The sequence below is a fragment of the Bradyrhizobium sp. RDI18 genome, assembly GCF_043203335.1.
Taxonomy (GTDB): Bacteria; Pseudomonadota; Alphaproteobacteria; order Rhizobiales; family Xanthobacteraceae; genus Bradyrhizobium; species Bradyrhizobium retamae.
On record NZ_JBICRN010000008.1, the window covers coordinates 623,541 to 642,818 of the forward strand.

Annotated in this window: 24 protein-coding genes and 1 tRNA gene; 11 read left to right on the forward strand and 14 right to left on the reverse strand. The window is 62.3% G+C overall.

The window, feature by feature from the left end:
* Positions 1–37: 37 nt before the first annotated feature.
* Together ACFXS9_RS11775 and ACFXS9_RS11780 are read right to left on the reverse strand one after the other, a co-directional pair.
* Complete coding sequence (locus tag ACFXS9_RS11775) at positions 38–535, reverse strand: Lrp/AsnC family transcriptional regulator (protein ID WP_392688912.1); 498 nt, start codon at positions 533–535, stop codon at positions 38–40.
* 7 nt (positions 536–542) lie between these two features.
* Entirely contained in the window at positions 543–1,211 is a 669-nt protein-coding gene (locus tag ACFXS9_RS11780) for a TetR/AcrR family transcriptional regulator (RefSeq protein ID WP_392688915.1), read from the reverse strand.
* A gap of 184 nt (positions 1,212–1,395) precedes the next feature.
* Between ACFXS9_RS11780 and ACFXS9_RS11785 the strand changes: the two genes are divergently transcribed.
* The 4 genes from ACFXS9_RS11785 (at position 1,396) to ACFXS9_RS11800 (ending at position 7,202) form a co-directional block, all read left to right on the forward strand.
* Positions 1,396–2,568 carry an isovaleryl-CoA dehydrogenase gene (locus tag ACFXS9_RS11785; protein WP_392688918.1) on the forward strand — a complete coding sequence of 391 codons (1,173 nt, stop codon included), beginning with the start codon at positions 1,396–1,398 and terminating at the stop codon, positions 2,566–2,568.
* A gap of 112 nt (positions 2,569–2,680) precedes the next feature.
* Positions 2,681–4,285 carry a carboxyl transferase domain-containing protein gene (locus ACFXS9_RS11790; RefSeq protein WP_392688920.1) on the forward strand — a complete coding sequence of 535 codons (1,605 nt, stop codon included), beginning with the start codon at positions 2,681–2,683 and terminating at the stop codon, positions 4,283–4,285.
* A 2-nt stretch (positions 4,286–4,287) separates the two neighbouring features.
* Entirely contained in the window at positions 4,288–6,297 is a 2,010-nt protein-coding gene (locus tag ACFXS9_RS11795) for an acetyl/propionyl/methylcrotonyl-CoA carboxylase subunit alpha (RefSeq protein ID WP_392688923.1), read from the forward strand.
* The gene (locus tag ACFXS9_RS11800) at positions 6,294–7,202 is read left to right on the forward strand and encodes a hydroxymethylglutaryl-CoA lyase (RefSeq protein ID WP_392688926.1); all 909 of its coding nucleotides are present in this window, start codon (positions 6,294–6,296) and stop codon (positions 7,200–7,202) included. Before ACFXS9_RS11795 ends, ACFXS9_RS11800 begins: the two co-directional genes overlap by 4 nt.
* Before the next feature lie 5 nt (positions 7,203–7,207).
* Here the strand turns inward: ACFXS9_RS11800 and ACFXS9_RS11805 are convergent, their stop codons facing one another.
* The 4 genes from ACFXS9_RS11805 to ACFXS9_RS11820 form a co-directional block, all read right to left on the reverse strand.
* A complete protein-coding gene (locus ACFXS9_RS11805) occupies positions 7,208–8,134 on the reverse strand; it encodes a dihydrodipicolinate synthase family protein (protein WP_392688929.1) in 927 nt (308 codons plus the stop codon).
* Positions 8,135–8,210: 76 nt separating this feature from the next.
* A complete protein-coding gene (locus tag ACFXS9_RS11810) occupies positions 8,211–9,194 on the reverse strand; it encodes a TRAP transporter substrate-binding protein (RefSeq protein ID WP_392688932.1) in 984 nt (327 codons plus the stop codon).
* Positions 9,195–9,220: 26 nt separating this feature from the next.
* Positions 9,221–10,486: a TRAP transporter large permease gene (locus ACFXS9_RS11815; RefSeq protein WP_392688935.1), complete on the reverse strand. Its 1,266-nt coding sequence runs from the start codon at positions 10,484–10,486 to the stop codon at positions 9,221–9,223.
* Positions 10,486–11,109: a TRAP transporter small permease gene (locus tag ACFXS9_RS11820; protein WP_392688938.1), complete on the reverse strand. Its 624-nt coding sequence runs from the start codon at positions 11,107–11,109 to the stop codon at positions 10,486–10,488. Before ACFXS9_RS11820 ends, ACFXS9_RS11815 begins: the two co-directional genes overlap by 1 nt.
* A 172-nt stretch (positions 11,110–11,281) precedes the next feature.
* Here ACFXS9_RS11820 and ACFXS9_RS11825 point away from each other — a divergent pair, with 172 nt between their 5' ends.
* Positions 11,282–11,962 carry a GntR family transcriptional regulator gene (locus tag ACFXS9_RS11825; RefSeq protein WP_392688941.1) on the forward strand — a complete coding sequence of 227 codons (681 nt, stop codon included), beginning with the start codon at positions 11,282–11,284 and terminating at the stop codon, positions 11,960–11,962.
* 19 nt (positions 11,963–11,981) lie between these two features.
* Here the strand turns inward: ACFXS9_RS11825 and dctP are convergent, their stop codons facing one another.
* Entirely contained in the window at positions 11,982–13,004 is a 1,023-nt protein-coding gene (dctP, locus tag ACFXS9_RS11830; RefSeq protein ID WP_392688944.1) for a TRAP transporter substrate-binding protein DctP, read from the reverse strand.
* 201 nt (positions 13,005–13,205) lie between these two features.
* Here dctP and ACFXS9_RS11835 point away from each other — a divergent pair, with 201 nt between their 5' ends.
* Positions 13,206–13,433: a pentapeptide MXKDX repeat protein gene (locus ACFXS9_RS11835; protein WP_392688947.1), complete on the forward strand. Its 228-nt coding sequence runs from the start codon at positions 13,206–13,208 to the stop codon at positions 13,431–13,433.
* A 123-nt stretch (positions 13,434–13,556) separates the two neighbouring features.
* On the opposite strand, the gene ACFXS9_RS11840 is transcribed toward ACFXS9_RS11835, so the two are convergent.
* Positions 13,557–13,910 (reverse strand): DUF6481 family protein, encoded by a 354-nt coding sequence (locus tag ACFXS9_RS11840; RefSeq protein ID WP_334368889.1) that lies wholly within the window; start codon positions 13,908–13,910, stop codon positions 13,557–13,559.
* A gap of 127 nt (positions 13,911–14,037) precedes the next feature.
* Here ACFXS9_RS11840 and ACFXS9_RS11845 point away from each other — a divergent pair, with 127 nt between their 5' ends.
* Positions 14,038–14,220, forward strand: coding sequence for a hypothetical protein (locus ACFXS9_RS11845; protein WP_392688950.1), 183 nt, complete (start codon positions 14,038–14,040; stop codon positions 14,218–14,220).
* Positions 14,221–14,228: 8 nt separating this feature from the next.
* Here the strand turns inward: ACFXS9_RS11845 and ACFXS9_RS11850 are convergent, their stop codons facing one another.
* Positions 14,229–14,474 (reverse strand): hypothetical protein, encoded by a 246-nt coding sequence (locus ACFXS9_RS11850; RefSeq protein WP_392688952.1) that lies wholly within the window; start codon positions 14,472–14,474, stop codon positions 14,229–14,231.
* A gap of 195 nt (positions 14,475–14,669) precedes the next feature.
* Between ACFXS9_RS11850 and ACFXS9_RS11855 the strand changes: the two genes are divergently transcribed.
* The 3 genes from ACFXS9_RS11855 (at position 14,670) to ACFXS9_RS11865 (ending at position 16,662) form a co-directional block, all read left to right on the forward strand.
* Entirely contained in the window at positions 14,670–14,918 is a 249-nt protein-coding gene (locus ACFXS9_RS11855; protein WP_392688955.1) for a hypothetical protein, read from the forward strand.
* A gap of 44 nt (positions 14,919–14,962) precedes the next feature.
* Entirely contained in the window at positions 14,963–15,262 is a 300-nt protein-coding gene (locus ACFXS9_RS11860; protein ID WP_392688958.1) for a hypothetical protein, read from the forward strand.
* 1,076 nt (positions 15,263–16,338) lie between these two features.
* Positions 16,339–16,662 (forward strand): H-NS family nucleoid-associated regulatory protein, encoded by a 324-nt coding sequence (locus tag ACFXS9_RS11865; protein WP_392688961.1) that lies wholly within the window; start codon positions 16,339–16,341, stop codon positions 16,660–16,662.
* Positions 16,663–16,855: 193 nt separating this feature from the next.
* On the opposite strand, the gene ACFXS9_RS11870 is transcribed toward ACFXS9_RS11865, so the two are convergent.
* Entirely contained in the window at positions 16,856–17,125 is a 270-nt protein-coding gene (locus tag ACFXS9_RS11870) for a hypothetical protein (RefSeq protein ID WP_392688964.1), read from the reverse strand.
* A 207-nt stretch (positions 17,126–17,332) separates the two neighbouring features.
* Positions 17,333–17,584, reverse strand: coding sequence for a PilZ domain-containing protein (locus ACFXS9_RS11875; protein ID WP_375293218.1), 252 nt, complete (start codon positions 17,582–17,584; stop codon positions 17,333–17,335).
* A 260-nt stretch (positions 17,585–17,844) separates the two neighbouring features.
* On the opposite strand from ACFXS9_RS11875, the gene ACFXS9_RS11880 reads away from it, so the two are divergent.
* Entirely contained in the window at positions 17,845–18,120 is a 276-nt protein-coding gene (locus ACFXS9_RS11880; RefSeq protein ID WP_057844215.1) for a hypothetical protein, read from the forward strand.
* 66 nt (positions 18,121–18,186) lie between these two features.
* Here the strand turns inward: ACFXS9_RS11880 and ACFXS9_RS11885 are convergent, their stop codons facing one another.
* From ACFXS9_RS11885 to ACFXS9_RS11895, 3 genes are all read right to left on the reverse strand, one after another.
* Positions 18,187–18,456: a DUF3551 domain-containing protein gene (locus tag ACFXS9_RS11885; protein ID WP_392688967.1), complete on the reverse strand. Its 270-nt coding sequence runs from the start codon at positions 18,454–18,456 to the stop codon at positions 18,187–18,189.
* A 102-nt stretch (positions 18,457–18,558) separates the two neighbouring features.
* The gene (locus ACFXS9_RS11890; protein ID WP_213289997.1) at positions 18,559–18,816 is read right to left on the reverse strand and encodes a hypothetical protein; all 258 of its coding nucleotides are present in this window, start codon (positions 18,814–18,816) and stop codon (positions 18,559–18,561) included.
* Positions 18,817–18,929: 113 nt separating this feature from the next.
* A tRNA-Arg gene (locus ACFXS9_RS11895) sits at positions 18,930–19,006 on the reverse strand.
* Between the last annotated feature and the right edge of the window lie 272 nt (positions 19,007–19,278).

Consider the following 19,278-nt stretch of genomic DNA (forward strand, 5'->3'; position numbering starts at 1 on the left):
TTTGCAGCCGCGCGTCGCGAGACGTTGCCGGCGAGGGCTATTGTGCCGGGTCGGATGTCGCCGGATTTGGGGATATGGGCAGCGGCGCATCCTTGGCGACGCCTAGCACCGGGAAGGTCCTGATGTTGCGGACCTCGGGCATCGCTGAAAATTGCAGAAGCTGCTGGTGCATGCCCTCGACGTTTCGCGCCACGCATTTGAGCAGATAATCGGCGTCGCCCGAAATGCGCCAGCTCTGCTGGACCAGCGGTATCGCCGCGATCGATTTTTCGAACACCTGCAACGTCGTCTGAGCCTGGCTCTGCAACTGAATCAATACGTAGGAAATAACCTCGTAACCAAGCAGCTTTTCGTCGAGCGTGGCTTTGATGGCACTGACATAGCCGCGCTCGCGCAAGGACCGAACGCGCCGCCGGCACGGAGGCTCCGAGAGGCCGACCCTGTCCGCCAGTTCGTTGTTGCGGATGCGTCCATCCTTCTGCAACTCGGACAGGATTTTCAGGTCGAATTCGTCGAGGGGTTGACGTTCCGTCATCGGCACCTCATCCGCCCTCCGGCCTGCCGCGAGCCGTGACATCAGGGGAGGGCGCGCGCTTGGTTTGCGCCCGCTCAGGCGTCGCGCTGGGAGAGACGCCCGATAGTACCAGCTTCTCATGGGCGGCGACGATCGCCTCCTTGGTGAGCCGCCCGCCGGGCCGGTACCAGGCAGTGAGGCCGGTCAGGAGTGACAGGATCGCAAACGTCGCCACCTGGATGTCAACGACCTCGAACTCGCCCTCCGTGACACCCTCGGTGAGAATTTCCGCAAGCCGCCGCTCATAGGCTCCGCGCAGCGCCACGATCTCCTGATAGTTCTTCGGCTCCAGGCTTCGCAGCTCGGAATTGGCGATGAAGACTTCGCGCTTCTTGGTCATGTGGTAGCTGACGTGAAAAGCGACGAAAGCACGGAGCTTGTCGGCCGGCCCCTGTTTCCCCTGCAGGGCACGATCGAGCTGGCGCAGCAGCTCATTGATGTGGTCCCGTACCAGCACGAACAGCAATTCCTGCTTGGTCGAGATGTGGTTGTAGAGCGAGCCCGACTGGATCCCGACTTCGGCCGCAAGCTGGCGCAGGCTCATCGCCGCGTAGCCGTGCTCGAAGATCAGGCGCAGCCCGGCTTTGCGGATCGCCTCCATCGTCTTGGGGCCGTGTGAGCCGATCGTCCGCGCCATGGGGCCTCTGAGAGTGGAGGGCGTTCGCCGCTCTTGAAACGAGCAAGCGGCCGTATAATTATGACACGAAAATATAGTAATTTCAATCGTCTGCGGCGTTCATCTGGACCTCAATACGTCCCACTTGCAGGGATAGTAAAAAAACGTATGATCGTTTAATTCGAAGAAATGCAAGGGTGGAACAATGGCCTCAAACAGGGCGCTGCTTCTCAACTTCGACCTTGGCGAGACCGCGGACGCAATCCGCGAGACCGTGCATGCGTTTTCGCAGAACGAGATCGCTCCGCGCGCCGCCGAAATCGACCGCAGCAACCAGTTCCCGCGCGACCTCTGGCCGAAAATCGGCGCGCTCGGCCTGCACGGCATCACGGTGGAAGAGGAATATGGCGGCGCGGGGCTCGGCTATCTCGAGCACTGCATCGCACTGGAAGAAATCTCGCGGGCGTCCGCCTCCGTCGGCCTGTCCTATGGCGCTCATTCCAACCTCTGCGTCAACCAGATCCGCCGCAACGGCAGCGACGCGCAGAAACGCAAATATCTGCCGAAACTGATTTCCGGCGAGCATGTCGGCTCGCTCGCAATGTCGGAGCCGGGCGCGGGCTCGGACGTGGTCTCGATGAAGACGCGCGCCGAGAAGAAGGGCGACCGCTTCGTGCTGAACGGCAACAAGATGTGGATCACCAACGGCCCCGAGGCGGACACGCTGGTGGTCTACGCCAGGACCGATGCCAATGCCGGCCCGCGCGGCATCACCGCCTTCCTCATCGAAAAGGGCATGAAGGGCTTTTCCACCGCGCAGAAACTCGACAAGCTCGGCATGCGCGGTTCCGACACCTGCGAACTCTTGTTCGAGGATTGCGAGGTGCCGGAAGAGAACGTGCTGAGCGAGGTCGGCCGCGGCGTCAACGTGTTGATGAGCGGCCTCGACTATGAGCGCGCGGTGCTGGCGGCAGGCCCGATCGGCATCATGCAGGCCTGCATGGACGTGGTGCTGCCCTACGTGCATGAGCGCAAGCAGTTCGGCGAGCCGATCGGCAGCTTCCAGCTCGTGCAGGGCAAGATCGCCGACATGTACACCACGATGAACGCCTCGCGCGCCTATGTCTATGCGGTGGCAAAAGCCTGCGACCGCGGCGAGACCACGCGCGAGGACGCCGCCGGCGCGATCCTCTACGCCGCCGAGAAGGCGACGCAATGCGCGCTCGATGCCATCCAGCTCCTCGGCGGCAACGGCTATATCAATGACTACCCGACCGGGCGGCTGTTGCGTGACGCAAAACTCTACGAGATCGGCGCCGGCACCAGCGAAATCCGCCGCATGCTGATCGGGCGGGAGCTGTTCGAAAAGACGGCTTGAACTTCACATCGAGGCAAAGATGATACAGGCTGTCATATCTTCCTCGGACGTTACGTTCCGGCAGTCCTGAAGCCATTCCAACGGCTCCCTCGCATCCAAAGAAACGCCGATCATGCCGCTTCATTCCACTATCGATCCTACATCCTCCGAGTTTGCCCGCAATGCCGACGTGATGCGGGGTCTCGTGGCCGAACTGCGCGAGAAGCTCAAGGTGGTCGCCGGCGGCGGCGGCGAGGTGTCGCGCAAGAGGCATACATCGCGCGGCAAGATGCTGGCGCGCGAGCGCGTCGACCTGCTGGTCGATCCCGGCACGGCGTTTCTCGAACTCTCGCCGCTGGCAGCCCACGGGCTCTATGGCGGCGACGTCCATTCTGCGAGCGTCATTACCGGGGTGGGGCGTATTTCGGGCCGCGAATGCGTGATCGTCGCCAACGACGCCACCATCAAGGGCGGCACCTACTATCCGATGACGGTGAAGAAGCATCTGCGCGCGCAGGATATCGCGCGCCAGAACAATCTGCCCTGCGTCTACATGGTCGATTCCGGCGGCGCCTTCCTGCCGATGCAGGACGAGATCTTTCCGGACGAGCGGCATTTTGGCCGCATCTTCTATAACCAGGCGCAGATGTCCTCGCAGGGCATTCCGCAGATCGCCATCGTAATGGGCTCCTGCACCGCAGGCGGCGCCTATGTGCCGGCGATGTCGGACGAGAGCATCATCGTGCGCAACCAGGGCACCATCTTTCTCGGCGGCCCGCCGTTGGTGAAGGCCGCGACCGGCGAGGTGGTTTCCGCCGAAGAGCTCGGCGGCGCCGACGTGCATTCCCGCCACTCCGGCGTCACCGATCACTATGCGCAGAACGATGCACATGCGATCGGGATTGCCCGGCGCATCGTCGCCACGCTGAAGCCGCCGACGCGCGCGGTGCTGAATATGCGCGAGCCGCGGGAGCCGCTGTTTCCCGCCGAGGAAATCTACGGCGTCGTCCCCGCCGACGGCCGAAAACCGTTCGACGTGCACGACATCATCGCGCGGATCGTCGACGGCTCGGAATTCGACGAGTTCAAGAAGCTCTACGGCGCGACGCTGATTTGCGGCTTCGCCCACATCTGGGGCTACCCGGTCGGCATCATCGCCAACAACGGCATTCTGTTCAGCGAGAGTTCGCTGAAGGGCGCGCACTTCATCGAGCTGTGCTGCCAGCGCAATATTCCGCTCGTGTTTTTGCAGAACATCACGGGCTTCATGGTGGGCAAGAAATACGAGGCCGGTGGCATCGCGCGCGACGGCGCCAAGCTGGTGACGGCGGTCGCGACCGCCGGCGTGCCGAAATTCACTGTCGTGATCGGCGGCTCCTATGGTGCCGGAAATTACGGCATGTCTGGCCGCGCCTATTCTCCGCGTTTCCTCTGGATGTGGCCAAACGCGCGTATTTCGGTAATGGGCGGTGAACAGGCTTCCATGGTGCTGAGCCAGGTCCGCCGCGACAATATCGAGGCGAAGGGCGAAAGCTGGTCGGCCGAGGAAGAGGACAAGTTCCGCGCGCCGATCCGTGCCCAGTATGAAAGCCAGGGCAATCCGTATTACGCCACCGCGCGGCTGTGGGATGATGGCGTGATCGATCCCGCCGACACCCGCCTGGTGTTGGGCCTTGGGCTGTCCGCCGCGGCCAACGCGCCGATTGAACCCACGAAGTTTGGCTTGTTCAGGATGTGATGATGGACCGCTCGAAACTTTACCGGCGTTTTCGTACCCTCCTGATCGCCAACCGCGGCGAGATTGCCTGCCGTGTGATCTGCTCTGCGCGTGCCTTGGGCCTGCGTACCGTCGCCGTCTACTCCGAGGCCGACCGCGACGCCATGCACGTCGCCATGGCCGACGAGGCCGTGCTGCTCGGACCGGCGCGTGCGCGCGACAGCTATCTCAACGTCGAGCGCGTGATCGAAGCGGCGCGCCAGACCGGCGCCGAGGCGATCCATCCCGGCTACGGCTTTCTGTCCGAAAATGCCGAATTCGCGCAGGCCTGCCTGAATGCCGGGCTGGTGTTCGTGGGCCCCACGGCCGAGATGATGACGGCGATGGGCTCGAAGTCCGGCTCGAAAGCGCTGATGGAAAAGGCTGGCGTGCCATTGGTGCCCGGCTATCACGGCGAGGCGCAGGACGAGGCGACGCTGGCGACGGCCGCCGAGAAGATCGGCTTCCCCGTGCTGGTCAAGGCTTCCGCCGGCGGCGGCGGGCGCGGCATGCGCGTCGTCAGTTCGGCCGGCGAGCTTGCGGCGGCGATCGTCAGCGCCAAGCGCGAAGCGAAGGCTGCGTTCGGCGACGATCGCATGCTGATCGAGAAATTCGTTCAAAACCCCCGGCACATTGAGGTGCAGATCATCGGCGACAGCCACGGCAATCTGCTCTCGCTCTGGGAGCGCGAATGCACGCTGCAGCGGCGGCACCAGAAGGTGATCGAGGAGGCGCCGTCGCCGACGCTGGACGCCAAGCAACGCGAAACAGTCTGCGCGGCTGCGCGCAAGGCGGCTGCCGCGGTCAATTATGTCGGCGCCGGCACCATCGAATTCGTCTCCGATGGCAAGGAGGTGTTCTTCATCGAAATGAACACCCGCCTGCAGGTCGAGCATCCCGTGACCGAGCTCATCACCGGCGTCGATCTCGTCGAATGGCAGTTGCGGGTGGCGTTCGGCGAAAAGCTGCCGTTGGCGCAGAACGAGATCAAACTGAGCGGACACGCCATCGAGGCGCGGGTTTATGCCGAAAATCCGCAGAAGAATTTTATGCCATCAGTCGGTCGGATCAGGACCTGGCGCACGCCTGAGGCGGTCGACGGCCTGCGGATCGATGCAGGCTACCGCAGCGGCGATGCGGTGTCGCCATACTACGATGCCATGCTTGCCAAGGTCATTGCATGGGCGCCGACCCGGCAGGCGGCGATCGAGCGGCTGAACCGTGGGCTGGAAGAGACCGACGTCCGCGGCATCGTCACCAACATTCCATTCCTGTCCGCGCTGGTGACGCACCCGCAGGTGCGCGCCAATACCATCGACACCGGCTTCATCGAGCGCGAATTGAAGAAGCTGACGGAGTCCTCGGGAACGGCAGGGGATCTCGAGCTTTGCGCTGCGGTCGCCGCGATCGTCAACGACGAACAGAACGTCGCGCGCAAGGAAGCGCATTCACCCTGGCAGACGTTTGGGTGGATGCCGGTCGGCCAGCGGAAGCGGGTGTTCTCGTTCCGTCAGGGGCAGAGCACCGAGCAGAGGGTGACGCTGCACTATGGCAATGGTCCGTCGAAACTGACCATCGGTAAGCACGAGTTCGTTTTCGCGACGTCGCCCGCGGAGGAAGGCAGCTTCGATCTGACGATCGAGGGCATGAAATCGCGCGTCACGGCCGTGATCGAAGGCCACGAGCTTTACCTCCGCACCCGGAACGGCCGCTTCGATCTGCATTGGGTCGATCCGTTCGGCGGCGAGACCGAGGAACTGGTCGGCGAGGACAAGATCGTGGCGCCGCTGCCGGGGACCGTGGTGGCGCTATTGGCCGAGGAGGGCGCGACGCTGGAGAAGGGGGCGGCGATCCTGACGCTGGAAGTCATGAAGATGGAGCAGACCCTGCGCGCGCCCTTTGCGGGCGTGTTGAAGAAAATCAGGTGCAAGGTCGGCGATATCGTCGGCGAGGGTGTCGAACTCGCCGAAATCGAACCGGCGGCTGTGTCATGAGCGAAGGCGTTCACATTGTCGAGGTCGGCCCGCGCGACGGGCTGCAGAACGAGAAGACCCCGATCAGCATCGCTGACCGGATCGCGTTCGTCGAGGCATTGATCGGCGCGGGCCTCCACACCGTCGAGGTCGGCGCCTTCGTCTCGCCCAAGGCGATCCCGCAGATGGTCGGATCGGCCGAGGTATTGCGCGGCGTCAGCCATCACACGAATTGCGAACTGCCGGTATTGGTGCCGAACGAGAAGGGCTACGAGGCCTCTCAGGCCGCCGGCGCCAAACTGATCGCGGTATTTGCTGCGGCGTCGGAAAGCTTTTCCCGCGCCAACATCAATTGCTCGATCGCGGAATCGATCGAACGCTTCAAGCCGGTGCTCGCCCGCGCCAGGGCGGACAGCGTCCGGGTGCGCGGCTATATTTCCACCGTGCTCGGCTGTCCCTATGAGGGCGAGATCAAGCCGCAGGCGGTGGTCGATGTCGCAAAGGTGTTGTGGGATCTCGGCTGTTACGAAATCTCGCTCGGCGACACCATCGGCGTCGGCACGCCCTTGAAGGCGCGGCGGCTTTTGCGCGCGGTTGCAGGCCATGTGCCGATGGCCAATCTCGCCATGCATTTCCACGACACGTATGGTCAGGCGCTGGCCAATCTCTATGCCGGCATGGAGGAGGGCTGCCGCGTGATCGATTCCGCCGCCGGCGGTCTCGGCGGCTGCCCCTACGCCCCCGGCGCGACGGGTAACGTCGCAACCGAGGACGTGGTCTATATGCTCGAAGGCATGGGCATCGCGACCGGCGTCGATATGTCAAAGCTGGTCGCGGCAACCAATGTCGTCAGTGGGCTGATCGGCCGCCCGCCGGTCAGCCGCGTCGCCGCGGCGTTGAATGCGAAGGCGCGGGCAGCCAGGTAGGCCGCTTACGCGGCTTTCAGCCCGACGTTCGGCAGCAGCGGGCGGTTCTTCAGTGCTTTCGCCATCATCGCTTCGACCTCGGCCTTCTCGTGCGGCAGCAGCGCCAGCCGGGGCGGGCGGGTCAGCGCAGTGCCGCGGCCCATGATGTGCTCGCAGAGCTTGATGCACTGGACGAGGTCCGGACGGGCATCGAGGTGCAATAGCGGCATGAACCATTCGTACAGCGGCATCGCCTCGGCATAGCGCCCCGCCTTGGCGAGGCGGAACAAGGTCTCGCCCTCGCGCGGGAAGGCGTTCGACATGCCGGAGACCCAGCCGACCGCGCCCATGGCGACGCTCTCGACGATGACGTCGTCGAGGCCGGCAAACAGGACGAAACGGTCACCAACCATGTTGCGGGTGTCGATGAAGCGCCGTGTGTCGCCGGAGGAGTCCTTGAAGCAGACGACGGTCTCGACGTCGGCGAGCGACGCCAGAATGTCCGGCGTAACGTCGTTCTTGTAGATCGGCGGATTGTTGTAGAGCATCACCGGCAGGTCGGTCGCCGTGGCGACCGCGCGGAAATGTGCGGCAGTCTCGTGCGGCTTGGACGAATAGACCAGCGCAGGCATCACCATCACGCCGTCGATGCCGACGCGCGCCGCTTCCTTAGCGGTTTCAACGGCGAAGGTGGTCGTGAACTCGGCGATGCCGCACAGCACGGGCACACGACCTGCTGCGACGGATTTCGCCGCCTCCATGATGGCGACTTTCTCCTTACGCTCCAGCGAGGTGTTCTCGCCGACGGAACCGCAAACGATCAGTCCGGAAACGCCGTCGCGGATCAGGCCGTCCATGACCTTCGCGGTCGCATCGATGTTGAGCGACAGGTCGTCATTGAATTGCGTGGTGACGGCCGGGAAGACGCCTTCCCAGGAAATGCGTGGGCTCATTTGTTTAGCTCCATTGGAATTGTTCCGGCGGACTGATGAATCCGCCGGGCTTTGGCTTGAAAACGATGGGATGGGATCAGAGCGTCGCGCCGACCTTGCGCAACTCGGCAAGGACCGGGGCCTTGGGCAGCCAGACCTTGTCGAATTCGGCAATGACCGCTTCGGTATCTCCGGCCGGGACCTGACGGATCGGGATCGGCGCGTTCTTGAAGTTCTCGATCAGCTTGGGCTCATTGCCGGCCAATTCATCGATCTGCGTATCGAGCGTCGACTTGACCGTCTTGGCGATCAGCTCGCGGTCGGCCGCCGGTAGCGATTGCCAGACGCGGCCGGAGACGATCGCTGCCATTGGCATGAAGACGGCATTCATCTGCAGGATGACTTTTGACACCTTGTCAAAGCGCTGGTTCCAGGAGAACTCCAGGTCCGCCTCGAGGCCGTCGACCTGGCCGTTCGCCATGGCATCGAACACCTGCGGTGTCGGGATTGGCGTCGGCGCCGCGCCCAGCGACGAATAGAAATCGCGATAGACCGGCGTCGGATTGATGCGCAGCTTCATGCCCTTGATATCGGCCAAGGTCGTCAGGTCCTTCGACGAGAAGATGGCGCGCATGCCGGTGATGCCCCAGCCGAGGCCGATCGTGCCGGTTTCCTGCGGCAGCACCTCGAACAGCTTGATTGCGGCAGGATGGCGAACGAACTTGGCGACCGACGGCGTCGAGCGCACGATGTAGGGCGCATTGATCGCTGCGATATGCGGCACGCGCGAGCCGAGCTCGGCGGCCTGGATGAAGCCCATGTCGAGCGCGCCGGACTGCAATTGCTGCATCATCGCCGGCTCGTTGCCGAGCTGACCGGAGTGAAAGACAGTCATGGTAAGGCGGCCGTTGGTAGCAGCCTTGAGATCGTCGCCGAGCTTTAAGGCCGCCTTGTTCCAGGAATGGCCATTGGGCGTGATCAGGCCGAGGCGGAATTCCTTGGCTTGCGCCAGCGCCAACGACGGCGCGAACAGCGGCACGGCCGCGCTGACGGCAAGGAAGCGGCGACGTGAAAGCGACATGACAATGCGCCTTGAGCGGTTTGGACCTACTTGATGAGGACGAGGGAGAGGGAGGGATAGAGCGAGAGCAGCACCAGCAGAATGCAGGAGATGCCGAACAGCGGCAGCGTCACCATGAACATCTTGCCGGGCTTGGCGCCGGTTACGGCTGCCGCCACGAAGAAGCAAAGACCGACCGGGGGCGACAGCAATCCAAGCACCAGGTTGATCACCACGACGACGCCGAACTGGCGTGGGTCGATGTGATAGATCTCGGTCGCGACCGGCAGCAGGATCGGCACCGTCATGATCAGGCCGGGAATGCCGTCGATCACCGTACCGATCACCAGCAGGATCACGTTGCAAAGCAGCATGAAGCTGACGGGATCCTTGGCGACTGACTGGATCCATGCGGCGGTCTCCTGCGGCACCTTGCCGAACACCAGCACCCAGGAGAACACGGCGGCCGCCGCGACCAGGAACAGTACGATGGCCGAGTAGATCCCGGCGCGCAGCATCATCTGCGGGAGCTGCGAAAACCTGAACTCCTTGGTCCAGAATTTTCCGACGAGAGCGGCGGCCACCGCGCCGACTGCCGCGGACTCCGTTGCGTTGGCGAGTCCGCCGAGAATGCTGCCGACGATCACGATCGGAATCAGCAGCGTTGGCGATGTCCGCAGGATCGTCGCGACCCGCTGCCGCGGTGTCTGATAATCGGCCTTGGGATAGTTGTAGACGTATCCCATCAATGCGATGGCGATGCAGAACAACGCCGTCAGGATCACGCCCGGCACGATGCCGGCAATCAGCATGTCGCTGACCGATACCTGCGCCAGCACGCTGTAGACGACGAACATCACCGAGGGTGGAATGATCGGTCCGAGCATGCCGCCATAGGCGGTCAACCCGGCCGCGAAGGTCTTGTCGTAGCCCTTCTTTTCCATCTCCGGCACCATGATCTGCGCCATGATCGCGACCTGTGCGGTCGCAGATCCCAGGATGGAGGAGATGAACATGTTGGCGAGGATATTGACGTAGGCCAGCCCGCCCTTCAGCGAGCCGACAAAGGCCATCGCCATGTCGACGATGCGCCGGGTAATGCCGCCGCCGTTCATGATCTCGCCGATCAGAATGAAGAGCGGGATCGCGATCAGGCCGTAGCTGTCGACCCCGCCGAAGAGCTGCAGCGGGTAGGATTGAAACAGCACCGGATTGCCTGACGCGACGATGAAGACGAACCCGGCCAGGCAGAGGCAAAGGCCGATCGGCACCCCGACCAGCATGATCGCGATGAAGGCGGCTGACGTGATCACTAGTTGACCCCGTCGAGTTCGGAGAGTTGAAAACCCTTCAGCGGCGTCCGTGGCACCAGTTCGAGATCTTCGAGCAGGTTTGCCAGGCCATGAATCGTCATGGAAACCGCGAAGATCGGCAGCGTCAAATAGAGCACCCAGGTCGGCCAGTTCAGCGTTTGGGTGCGTTCGGTGTAGAGGAAGTTGAATGTCTCGGCGGCGAGCTTGCGCGCGTCGAAGCCGGCGCGGGCAAGCCCGATCGGATCCATCCAGAGGAAGCAGGTGATGACGAGCGCCACGCCGAACACGACGACCATGCCCGTCGCGATGATCTTCGCGAGCTTCTGTTGCCGCGCCGAGAGGCGCTCGGTCATCATGGTGACGGCGAAGTCGAGCCTGAGCCGCGTCATGGCGGAGGCGCCGATGAAGGTCAGCCAGACCACGCAATAGACCGCCGATTCATCGATCCAGTAGATCGGGAAGTGCGAGTAGCGGGTGACGACATTCACCAGGATCAGAGCCGTCAGCAAATACATCAGCCCCATCAGCGCGATGCGCTCGAAAGCGAGCAGAAGACTCGAAGCCCTGACGACGATTCCCCGGGCGCTGAACGCTGGCATGTCCGCAATTGCCTGCTCGATCATAAAGAGCCCCGCTGCCCGTCAAGATTTCTCGTGCCATTCGAAATTGTATAATTTATACAATCTTGTCAAATGGAGATTATGGGCGCCTCGGCTTTCGCTGCGGCGGACCATTTCAAAGTGCGAAACGGGGCCGCCTCGATCGGAAAGGCCGGCGATGACGACGGAAGATCAAATGAAAGTCCCTCTGAAGCACCGGACGCTGTCGGCTGCGATCGTCGATCAGCTCAGGCAGTCCATTCTCGACGGGACTTATCCAGCCGGCTCACAACTGCGGCAGGATGCGTTGGGCGAGGCATACGGCGTCAGCCGCATTCCAGTGCGCGAAGCGCTGTTTCAGCTCGAGGCGGAGGGGCTGGTGCGCATCGTCCCGCAAAAAGGCGCGATCGTCTCAGAGCTATCGCTGGACGAAATCAACGACGTGTTCGATCTTCGCAGAATCATGGAGCCGCGGCTCCTGGCGCAGTCGGCGCCGCACTTTGCGGAACAAGACTTTGCCGCGCTGGACGACATCCAGAAGCGCTTCGAGAAAGCGATCAAGGCGCGCAACGTCAGCGAATGGGGGCAGCTCAACGCTGACTTCCATATGGCACTATACGTTCACGCCCGGCAGCCGCGTACCAAGGCGATCGTCGTGGCACTCTTGCAGACCAGCGACCGCTACACGCGTCTGCAACTCTCCAATACCAAGGCGATGGGCACGGCCGAAAAGGAGCACGCTCACCTGATCGAGCTGTGCCGGGCGAAAGAAATCGACCAGGCCTGCCGGTTTCTGGAGCAGCATATCGAGGCTGTCAGAACCGACCTATTGCAGGTGGTGGGCGGCGGTTCGATCGCAGCTCGCGCGGGGCGTTGATCCGGAAGCGGACCATGCATCATGCGGGGACGTCGCTGGCGAGCTTCAGCAGATTGGCCGACATCGCCGACTTGGCGCTGTAGTCCTTCCAGGCGGTATCGCGCGCGATGTCGCGCCACTTGCTGACGGTCGCGACATCGAGCGTGCTGACCTTGGCGCCGGCCTTCTCATAGACCTTGGCGACCTCGATGTCGTCGTCCTGCGCGCCCTTGCGGCCGAACGCTTCCAGTTCGCTGCCGACCGCCAGGATGATGTCCTGCTGCTTCTGGGGCAGCTTGTCGAAGATTGCCTTCGACATCATCAATGGCTCCAGCATGAACCAATAGGAGGCGCCGGCGCCCGAGGTCAGCGATTTGGCGACCTCCGCGAGGCGGAACGAGATCAGGCTGGTGGAGGAGGTGATGCCGGCATCGCAGGCGCCGCTCTGCATCGCGGCGTAGATTTCGTTCGATGGCATCGACAGGACCGAGGCTCCCGCGGTCTTCAGCACCACATCCATTTCACGCGAGCCGCCGCGCACTTTCAGCCCCTTGGCGTCGTCAGGCGCGACGATCGGTCGGGAGCGACTGGCGACACCGCCGGCCTGCCAGACCCATGTGAGAAGGATAATGCCCTTGTCGGCGAGGAAGTCGGTCAGCGCCTTGCCGACCGGCGCGTTCTTCCAGCGCAGGCCCTGGTCGTAGGTCGCAACCAGGCCCGGCATCAGGCCGATATTGGTCTCCGGCAGCTCGCCGCCGGCATACGGCATCGGGTAGAGGCTGATATCGAGTGCGCCCTTGCGCATTGCCGAGAATTGCGCGTTGGTCTTGATCAGCGAGGAGTTCGGATAGACTTCGGCTGCGATCTCGCCGCCGCTGCGTTTGGCGACTTCGGCGGCAAAGATGCGGCACAGCCGATCGCGGAAGTCGCCCTTGTCGATGGTGCCGCCCGGGAACTGATGCGAGATCTTCAGCGTGGCGGCCGCATCGGCCGTGCCGGTGCCGAAACGAAGCCCGGCAGGCGCAGCGAGCGCAGATGCGATGACATGGCGGCGCGTGAGCATGGTTTGTCCCCTGCAAACGGTTCTTGGATCGGCAATCCGACCGGCTTCAGCCCATATTAGCTGAATTGGCTCGCTTCAACTAACCGTGAGAATTGCAGAACTTTGGGGCTTGGCCGGTAACAAAACCGGTCGCGCCATCGTCGTTGGGGAAGCGGCAGACGTCGCTTTCGAGAAGCCAACCCAAACCAAGGACGACCACCCATGACCACCACCACGACTCGTATCGGCCTCGGCCTTTCTGCCGCGCTTGTTTCGCTCGGCCTCGCGTTCGCGCCGGCCGCGTTCGCTCAGGACAAAATGGGCAAGGGCGACGGCATGAAGAAGGAGTCCATGTCCAAGGACGGCATGAAGAAAGAGGACGGTATGATGAAGAAGGAAGGCATGAAGCACGAGGGCATGAAAAAAGAAGACGGCATGAAGAAGAACTGAGCCGCACCGTCATTCCGGGATGGTCCGAAGGACCAGACCCGGAATCTCGAGATTCCGGGTCTGGTGCTAACGCACCATCCCGGAATGACGAGGGCTTTCCGGCATCGGCCGCGGATCGCAGGCCTACTTCTTCTTGCCCTTGGTCTTGCGCGCGGCGTAACGCGCGTCGCGCTTGGCCTTTTGCTCAGCCTCCAGCGCCGCCAGTCTGGCGGCCTCTTCTTCCTTTTCGCGCGCTAATCTGGCGGCCTCCGCCGCGGCGGCCTCGGCCTCGCGACGTTTCTGTTCGGCCTTTTCGGCTTCCTTGGCCTCTCTCGCCTTGGCGCGGGCGGCGGCTACGGCCTCGCGCTCGGCTTGGCGGCGCTTCACCTCGGGATCGTCGGGTCCCGGCTGGGTGCGAAACTTGTTCAGGATGTTCTGCCGCGCCTGCTGGGCGGCCTTCTGGCGGTCCGCGAAGCTCGGTTCCTTGAATCCACTCATAAAAGAGGCCTTGTCGCTTTCACTCTTGGGGTTGGACGCGCCACGCGCGCGGATTGGCGACTAGGTAAGTGAACCCGGGGCAAAATGCCAGCGTCGAAAGGGGGCGGGTAGAGCAGGGGAGGCTTGCGTGAGCAGCAAATGGCCCAAACTGATCCTAATGAGCGGGATTACGTCAGCTTGGCTGCTCTACGAGATGGCAACCGCGACCGAAGCCCCAGGGCGGACGCTGGCGATCCTTCAATATGGCCTTCTCGCCCGTGCGCTGATCGGGCTGGTCGGCTCGCTGGTGATGCTCGCTTCGGAGAAGTGATCGCTCTTCTAGAGATTATCGCGTCGGCCCCCGGGTCCAAGGACGCGTGCAACCGTCATCGCGGTCATCGCTACGCGGTCCGCGATCCGCTGCGCCTCCAGCATGTCGCGGGCCTTTTCCCTGATTATGATCTCGATCAGCTCGAGCCGTTTGGTCTCGTCGACCGCTTCCACCAGCAATTGCTTGTAGCGATGGTAGTCGTAGCTTGCTTCCTGCTTGCCGGAGTCCTGTTTGCTCGTTTCCTGCTCGTCCATCGCACGCCCCGCACACGCGCTCGCCCCGAGGGCAATGTCGATCAAGCGTTGCGCGCGCGCAACGGATTTGCGCGAGTTATACCCATTTCCGCGTCCATCGGGCTCACGCACAAACCCGTGTAGTGTGAAGTCGTTCACAGGCACCGCGGCGGGGTGATCCTATTCTCCGGGCTTTCGAAACAGGAGCGACCCGCCATGCCGCACAATTGGTGGACCCGCAAGAACCTCGTTCTCGCCGCCGCCATAGTCTCACTGGCCTGCGCCATCGGATTCTTTGCGCCCGGCCTGTCCAGGCCGGAGCCGGTCTTGAGCGCAGCGCTTGGTCCGGACTGGCAGTGCAGCCGGCTCGCGTTCGTTTTTACGACCTGCAGCCGGGTCAAGCACAGCCGGTCCATGCCCGTCCGCCTCGCCAAAATCCCGGTGTGCGGACGTTTGCGGACGTAATAGGATCAGGCTGGAAACGGAGCAGGCCAGAACCGGAGTTTTCCATGCAAAAGCCGTCTCGTCTTGTGCTGGCCGCGTCGGCGGCTCTCGTATTCCTGCCAGCCGTCGCGCTGGCGCAGGACGCGCCGGGTGGCAGCACTGCCGCAACGGCAACACCGTCCCCCGCCGCGCCGGAAGCCGCCGCGGCCGAAAAGGAGAAGGCGGCGCCGAAGAAAAAGAAACCGGCCAAGATGACCCGGCAGCAGGAGATCGACCGTTCGATCGACCGCGGCACGGTGCCCGCTCGTTACCGGAGCTCGGTGCCGAAAGAGTATCATCAGTATATTCCGTTCGATAAGCGGTAGAGGCGGGCGAATGGCTGCGCCTGGCGTAGCTCGCCGCAGACTAGCCTTTAGAGCGGGACGGAATGCAGTGATCGCCCGCCCGGACATTGCGTCCGATCCGCGCTACCGCGTTTTGCTGATCAATTTGTCACACAGAACCGCGCGACGCCTGCTCACCGTACTCGTACGGATTGGCTGTGCACGTAACGCCGATCTATAACGCCCTCGCTTGCAGCGGGGGCAGGGCGCTCGTTCATCACGACGCGCGCTACCACTGGAGGCCACGAGGCCCGGACTCCTAGGCACTCCGGGCCTCGTCTACTCCTGACCGCGAACACTCGAGCCGCCGCTTACCTCGCTTCATCGGCACCATCACGTCGCAAAACCAAAAGCGCGCCACGCGCTCGTTGGCATGCGCACAGAGGCTCACTGATCCATCCGGATCCCCTCAACCCAGCAGCCGGTAGATGATGCTGGTCGATGCGCCGGCCAGGCAGAACGCCAGCGCCACACACACCAGCGCCTCGTCGCAATCGAATTCGGGTGGTGGCGGACTCAAGGGGTCCTCGCGCTCGGCCGTTCATCACAAGACCGAGGGAAACGTGTCGAGAGCGTTACGTTTCCTCATTCCAAGGCCATTCGTGTCCGTTTCCGTCGTTTCGGTTGCCGCGGCAAGTCCGGGGGCTGATTCGGCGCGATCTGCGCTTAGACAAAATCGTTATGATTCAATGGCTTTTTAAAGTTCCCTTAAATCATAAATGAGTTCCTGTTCAGGCCGCACCGCCGCGCGGCCCGAATAGCCGGGTGCCGCTCCTATCACCTACCCCAGGGAGATGAGCGCTCGGCTATTATGGGCGCACCCAAATAGCGTAGGACAAAAGTCACAGATGGTCGCCGCCGGCGCTTCCTAATGACTGGGGCGAAGAAAATTTGGCGCAGCTTCTTGGTGCACCTTCGAGCGGATTCCGTTATGGTTGTGCTGTGTCACGATGCAGGGATGGAACTTTTTCTGCCCGAAGGAGGTTCTGAATCAGCCCTATTATATTCATGTTTTGCAACCAACGATGATAACCATCGAATCATGATTGGGGACGGTCGTGAACCAGAAAGCCTTAAAATCAATGTCCACGGATGAGCTGTGGGCACTCCACGAAGAAGTAACCGCCAGGCTTGCAACGACTCTGCTTGCAGAGAAGCGCCTCCTTGAAGATCGCCTGAAGCAACTCAAGGGCGTCGTCGAAGCTGAGCGCACGAAATCATCGACAGGGCGGCGTCCATATCCGACGGTCGTTCCGAAATTCCGGAATCCCGATCGGCCGTCCGAGACGTGGGCAGGCCGAGGGAAGACGCCTCGCTGGCTCGCTGCAAAACTGAAATCCGGCAAGCGGATCGATGATTTCCGAATTAGGAATGTAGCCTAGGCAGGCCTACGGTCGTTCGGTGGCGGCGTGGCTTGCACTTCGCCTGCGAGCGCGAGTTCTCGTTCGATTTGGAAATGCCGGGCTTGAAGCGTCTTCATGCTCTCCGGCACCATCTGCGTGACGTCGACTCGGGTTCGGATGCCGGCGTCACGGTCTTCCTTCAGCTTTGCTTTCTTTCAGCTTGCCTTGTCTTTCAGCTTGCCTTGGCGGGATCCCGGGGCTCCGCATCGAGCGTCGTTTCAATACTCGTCTCAAAGGCCCTGACAATTCCCATGCGCGCGAACAGCACGGGCCCACGATCTTCGGCAGCATCAATAAGCATCTGGATGGCAAGCCGCCATTCCTGACGTTCGCGTACGGGCTGAGGAAGGGTTCTGATGTAGTCGGCGGCGTCTCGCAGGGTTTGCGCTGGCGGCCCCTTTGGGAGCGGCACCGGCTGAGCGAACGGACGATCCCAGGACATGTTCGAACTCCCGTCACAAACTCCAAACGACCGAGAGCAAACGATACGCGAAGGCGGCTCGCCCGTCATTAGCTTGCGTGCCGGTGGAACCGAGGCAGGGATCTGACGCGGAGCCCCGCTGTTAGTTCCATTCTCCAAGGCTGTTTTGTCTCTAAGAGTCTTTTGTCTTCAAGGCTGTTTTGCCCGCTGCGCCTGGTCGCAGATCGATCAGTTTTGAAACGCAACACCGACGAAATCGCCTTGCCGCCAGATCACGCGGCATTCCCGAATGTTGTGAAAATTATCGAAGGTCAATTCGAAATTCAGGGGCAGCAGGTTGAGGTCGTGGAGTTCAATTCCAGCCCCGGAATTCGTGACATCCTGAACGCGGCAGGTGAACACACCGCGCTGAGCGTCGAAGAACAGCAACGCGCTTTTCGAAATCGTCGTCCTTGCGACAGATCGGCGGTCGAATTCCATCTGAACTACCAACGGTTCACGCTCGTTCTGGCAAGCAGAGGCTAGCGTATTCCTCCTGAGCGACAATCAGGTTCGGTCTTTTTCGTAAACAATCAATTTTAAGGATCGTAGAAAGTCGTGTTCATCGGGCGGAGCGGCGCCGTCGCGACGGTAATAGTTGCGGCTTAAGCACAGCTTCGACCGTTCCGTAGGCGGAACTCACAATCGGGCTTGATGCGTCGCGGAAACCCATGGCCCTCTGACACAGAGAGGGGAATCAGATGGCCTTACGTTGGATGTGTGTGCTGGCGCTGTGTCTGGGTACATCAAGCGCCGGATTTGCGGGCGACCAGTCCGGTGTCTTGCGTCGAATTTCGTGTCCGGTCGTGCGCTACTACGTGGCGAAATACAGTGCGCCGGCCGCGGAGCACTGGGCACGAAGCAAGGGCGCGAGCGATGCCGAGATCGAAGCGGCCCGGCGCTGCCTGCAGTCCGACACGACGCGAACGGCCAGGGCACCACGAAGGCCGCTGGCGCTCGGCAGCTACGGCTGGTGAGCAGCGGGGCGGGAGCGGCGAGGTGAGAGCCATGCCGAGCGCCGCCCCGTTGGGGCGAACGGATTCTCAGTAGGACGGGTACCGCTTCTGGCGCTTGCCGCGTCCGGCATAGTACGGGTTAACGACGCATTGCGCAGGGCGGCCCGATGCCGACGCCTGACACTGCGCCATCGTTCGATAGTGGCACTCGAAATAGTAGTCGACGAAGCCCTGGTAGACCTGCAGGCAAACGGGGTAGCTCGGATCGTAGGTCTGGGCTGCGGCGGGCGCGGGCAGGGCGATCGCCGCGGCCAAAATCGCCAGAGCCGCCGTGGCGGGTGCGTGCGGTAGTTTCATCCCAATATCCTCTCAGCCTTCCGCACAGAATTGTCGCGGTCCTCTCCCTACGCCAGAACACCAGCGCTCCGAGCTTATTCCAGCAGCTAGCACACTCGCCACTCAGACTTCCCAGTCCTGAAATCCGTACTCGCGATAGATGACGGCGCGATCGGCATGGGGGTTCAGCCGGCACTTGGCCTGGGCGAGGTGCAGGTTGAGGGTCCCAGGCTGACAATTGGCCGCCAGCAGTTTGCGGATGTCGTCCATCTGCTGGCGCGATTGCTGCGTCGGCTCGAGCTGCTCAAGCGCGACCAGCGCCGTCGCCAGCGCTTCCGTGACGACCCATTCGTCGTGGCCGGTGATTCCCTTTTTTGGCATGACGTCCGCATCCTTTGTCAGGGCAACGGAAGCAATCGCTGGCCGGCATCATAAGCCGAGAATCCAACCGAGACGAGAATGAAGTCGAAATTGCGGAAAAGCGCGAATGGTAGTGGCGATCCCAGCAGGATCTGAACCTGCAACCCACGGAGTAGAAATCCGTTACTCTATCCAGTTGAGCTATGGGACCGTCGGGGCGGCCTCGCCGCCTTGAGCCTTTCTACCATTGCCAATATGAAAAATCCGCCTTCCCGCCAAGACGGTCGAACCGATTTCCTCAAGGGTGCGACAAAGCCAGACGGCGGGCCGTAGCCTCGGGCCTGCCCCAATATACATGCCTCCCCGTTGACCGTCTGCTACGGGACGGCCGCGACCGTTTGGACTGCCTAAGCCATGCATGCGACCCTTCCGCAAGCCTTCACCCCCGCCATCAGTCCGTCACCTTTTCGCGCCTTTTTTGGT

Excerpts from the sequence above, each read along its gene's own strand:
- ACFXS9_RS11805 (WP_392688929.1), bottom strand. The coding sequence starts at position 8,134 with ATGAGCCCACGCATTTCCTGGGAAGGCGTCTTCCCGGCCGTCACCACG.
- ACFXS9_RS11800 (WP_392688926.1), top strand. The coding sequence starts at position 6,294 with ATGAGCGAAGGCGTTCACATTGTCGAGGTCGGCCCGCGCGACGGGCTG.
- ACFXS9_RS11780 (WP_392688915.1), bottom strand. The coding sequence starts at position 1,211 with ATGGCGCGGACGATCGGCTCACACGGCCCCAAGACGATGGAGGCGATC.
- ACFXS9_RS11820 (WP_392688938.1), bottom strand. The coding sequence starts at position 11,109 with ATGATCGAGCAGGCAATTGCGGACATGCCAGCGTTCAGCGCCCGGGGA.
- ACFXS9_RS11810 (WP_392688932.1), bottom strand. The coding sequence starts at position 9,194 with ATGTCGCTTTCACGTCGCCGCTTCCTTGCCGTCAGCGCGGCCGTGCCG.
- ACFXS9_RS11850 (WP_392688952.1), bottom strand. The coding sequence starts at position 14,474 with ATGGACGAGCAGGAAACGAGCAAACAGGACTCCGGCAAGCAGGAAGCA.
- ACFXS9_RS11795 (WP_392688923.1), top strand. The coding sequence starts at position 4,288 with ATGGACCGCTCGAAACTTTACCGGCGTTTTCGTACCCTCCTGATCGCC.
- ACFXS9_RS11775 (WP_392688912.1), bottom strand. The coding sequence starts at position 535 with ATGACGGAACGTCAACCCCTCGACGAATTCGACCTGAAAATCCTGTCC.
- ACFXS9_RS11825 (WP_392688941.1), top strand. The coding sequence starts at position 11,282 with ATGAAAGTCCCTCTGAAGCACCGGACGCTGTCGGCTGCGATCGTCGAT.
- ACFXS9_RS11785 (WP_392688918.1), top strand. The coding sequence starts at position 1,396 with ATGGCCTCAAACAGGGCGCTGCTTCTCAACTTCGACCTTGGCGAGACC.
- ACFXS9_RS11790 (WP_392688920.1), top strand. The coding sequence starts at position 2,681 with ATGCCGCTTCATTCCACTATCGATCCTACATCCTCCGAGTTTGCCCGC.
- ACFXS9_RS11870 (WP_392688964.1), bottom strand. The coding sequence starts at position 17,125 with ATGTCCTGGGATCGTCCGTTCGCTCAGCCGGTGCCGCTCCCAAAGGGG.
- ACFXS9_RS11890 (WP_213289997.1), bottom strand. The coding sequence starts at position 18,816 with ATGCCAAAAAAGGGAATCACCGGCCACGACGAATGGGTCGTCACGGAA.
- ACFXS9_RS11835 (WP_392688947.1), top strand. The coding sequence starts at position 13,206 with ATGACCACCACCACGACTCGTATCGGCCTCGGCCTTTCTGCCGCGCTT.
- ACFXS9_RS11840 (WP_334368889.1), bottom strand. The coding sequence starts at position 13,910 with ATGAGTGGATTCAAGGAACCGAGCTTCGCGGACCGCCAGAAGGCCGCC.
- ACFXS9_RS11860 (WP_392688958.1), top strand. The coding sequence starts at position 14,963 with ATGCAAAAGCCGTCTCGTCTTGTGCTGGCCGCGTCGGCGGCTCTCGTA.
- ACFXS9_RS11855 (WP_392688955.1), top strand. The coding sequence starts at position 14,670 with ATGCCGCACAATTGGTGGACCCGCAAGAACCTCGTTCTCGCCGCCGCC.
- ACFXS9_RS11885 (WP_392688967.1), bottom strand. The coding sequence starts at position 18,456 with ATGAAACTACCGCACGCACCCGCCACGGCGGCTCTGGCGATTTTGGCC.
- dctP (WP_392688944.1), bottom strand. The coding sequence starts at position 13,004 with ATGCTCACGCGCCGCCATGTCATCGCATCTGCGCTCGCTGCGCCTGCC.
- ACFXS9_RS11880 (WP_057844215.1), top strand. The coding sequence starts at position 17,845 with ATGGCCTTACGTTGGATGTGTGTGCTGGCGCTGTGTCTGGGTACATCA.
- ACFXS9_RS11875 (WP_375293218.1), bottom strand. The coding sequence starts at position 17,584 with ATGGAATTCGACCGCCGATCTGTCGCAAGGACGACGATTTCGAAAAGC.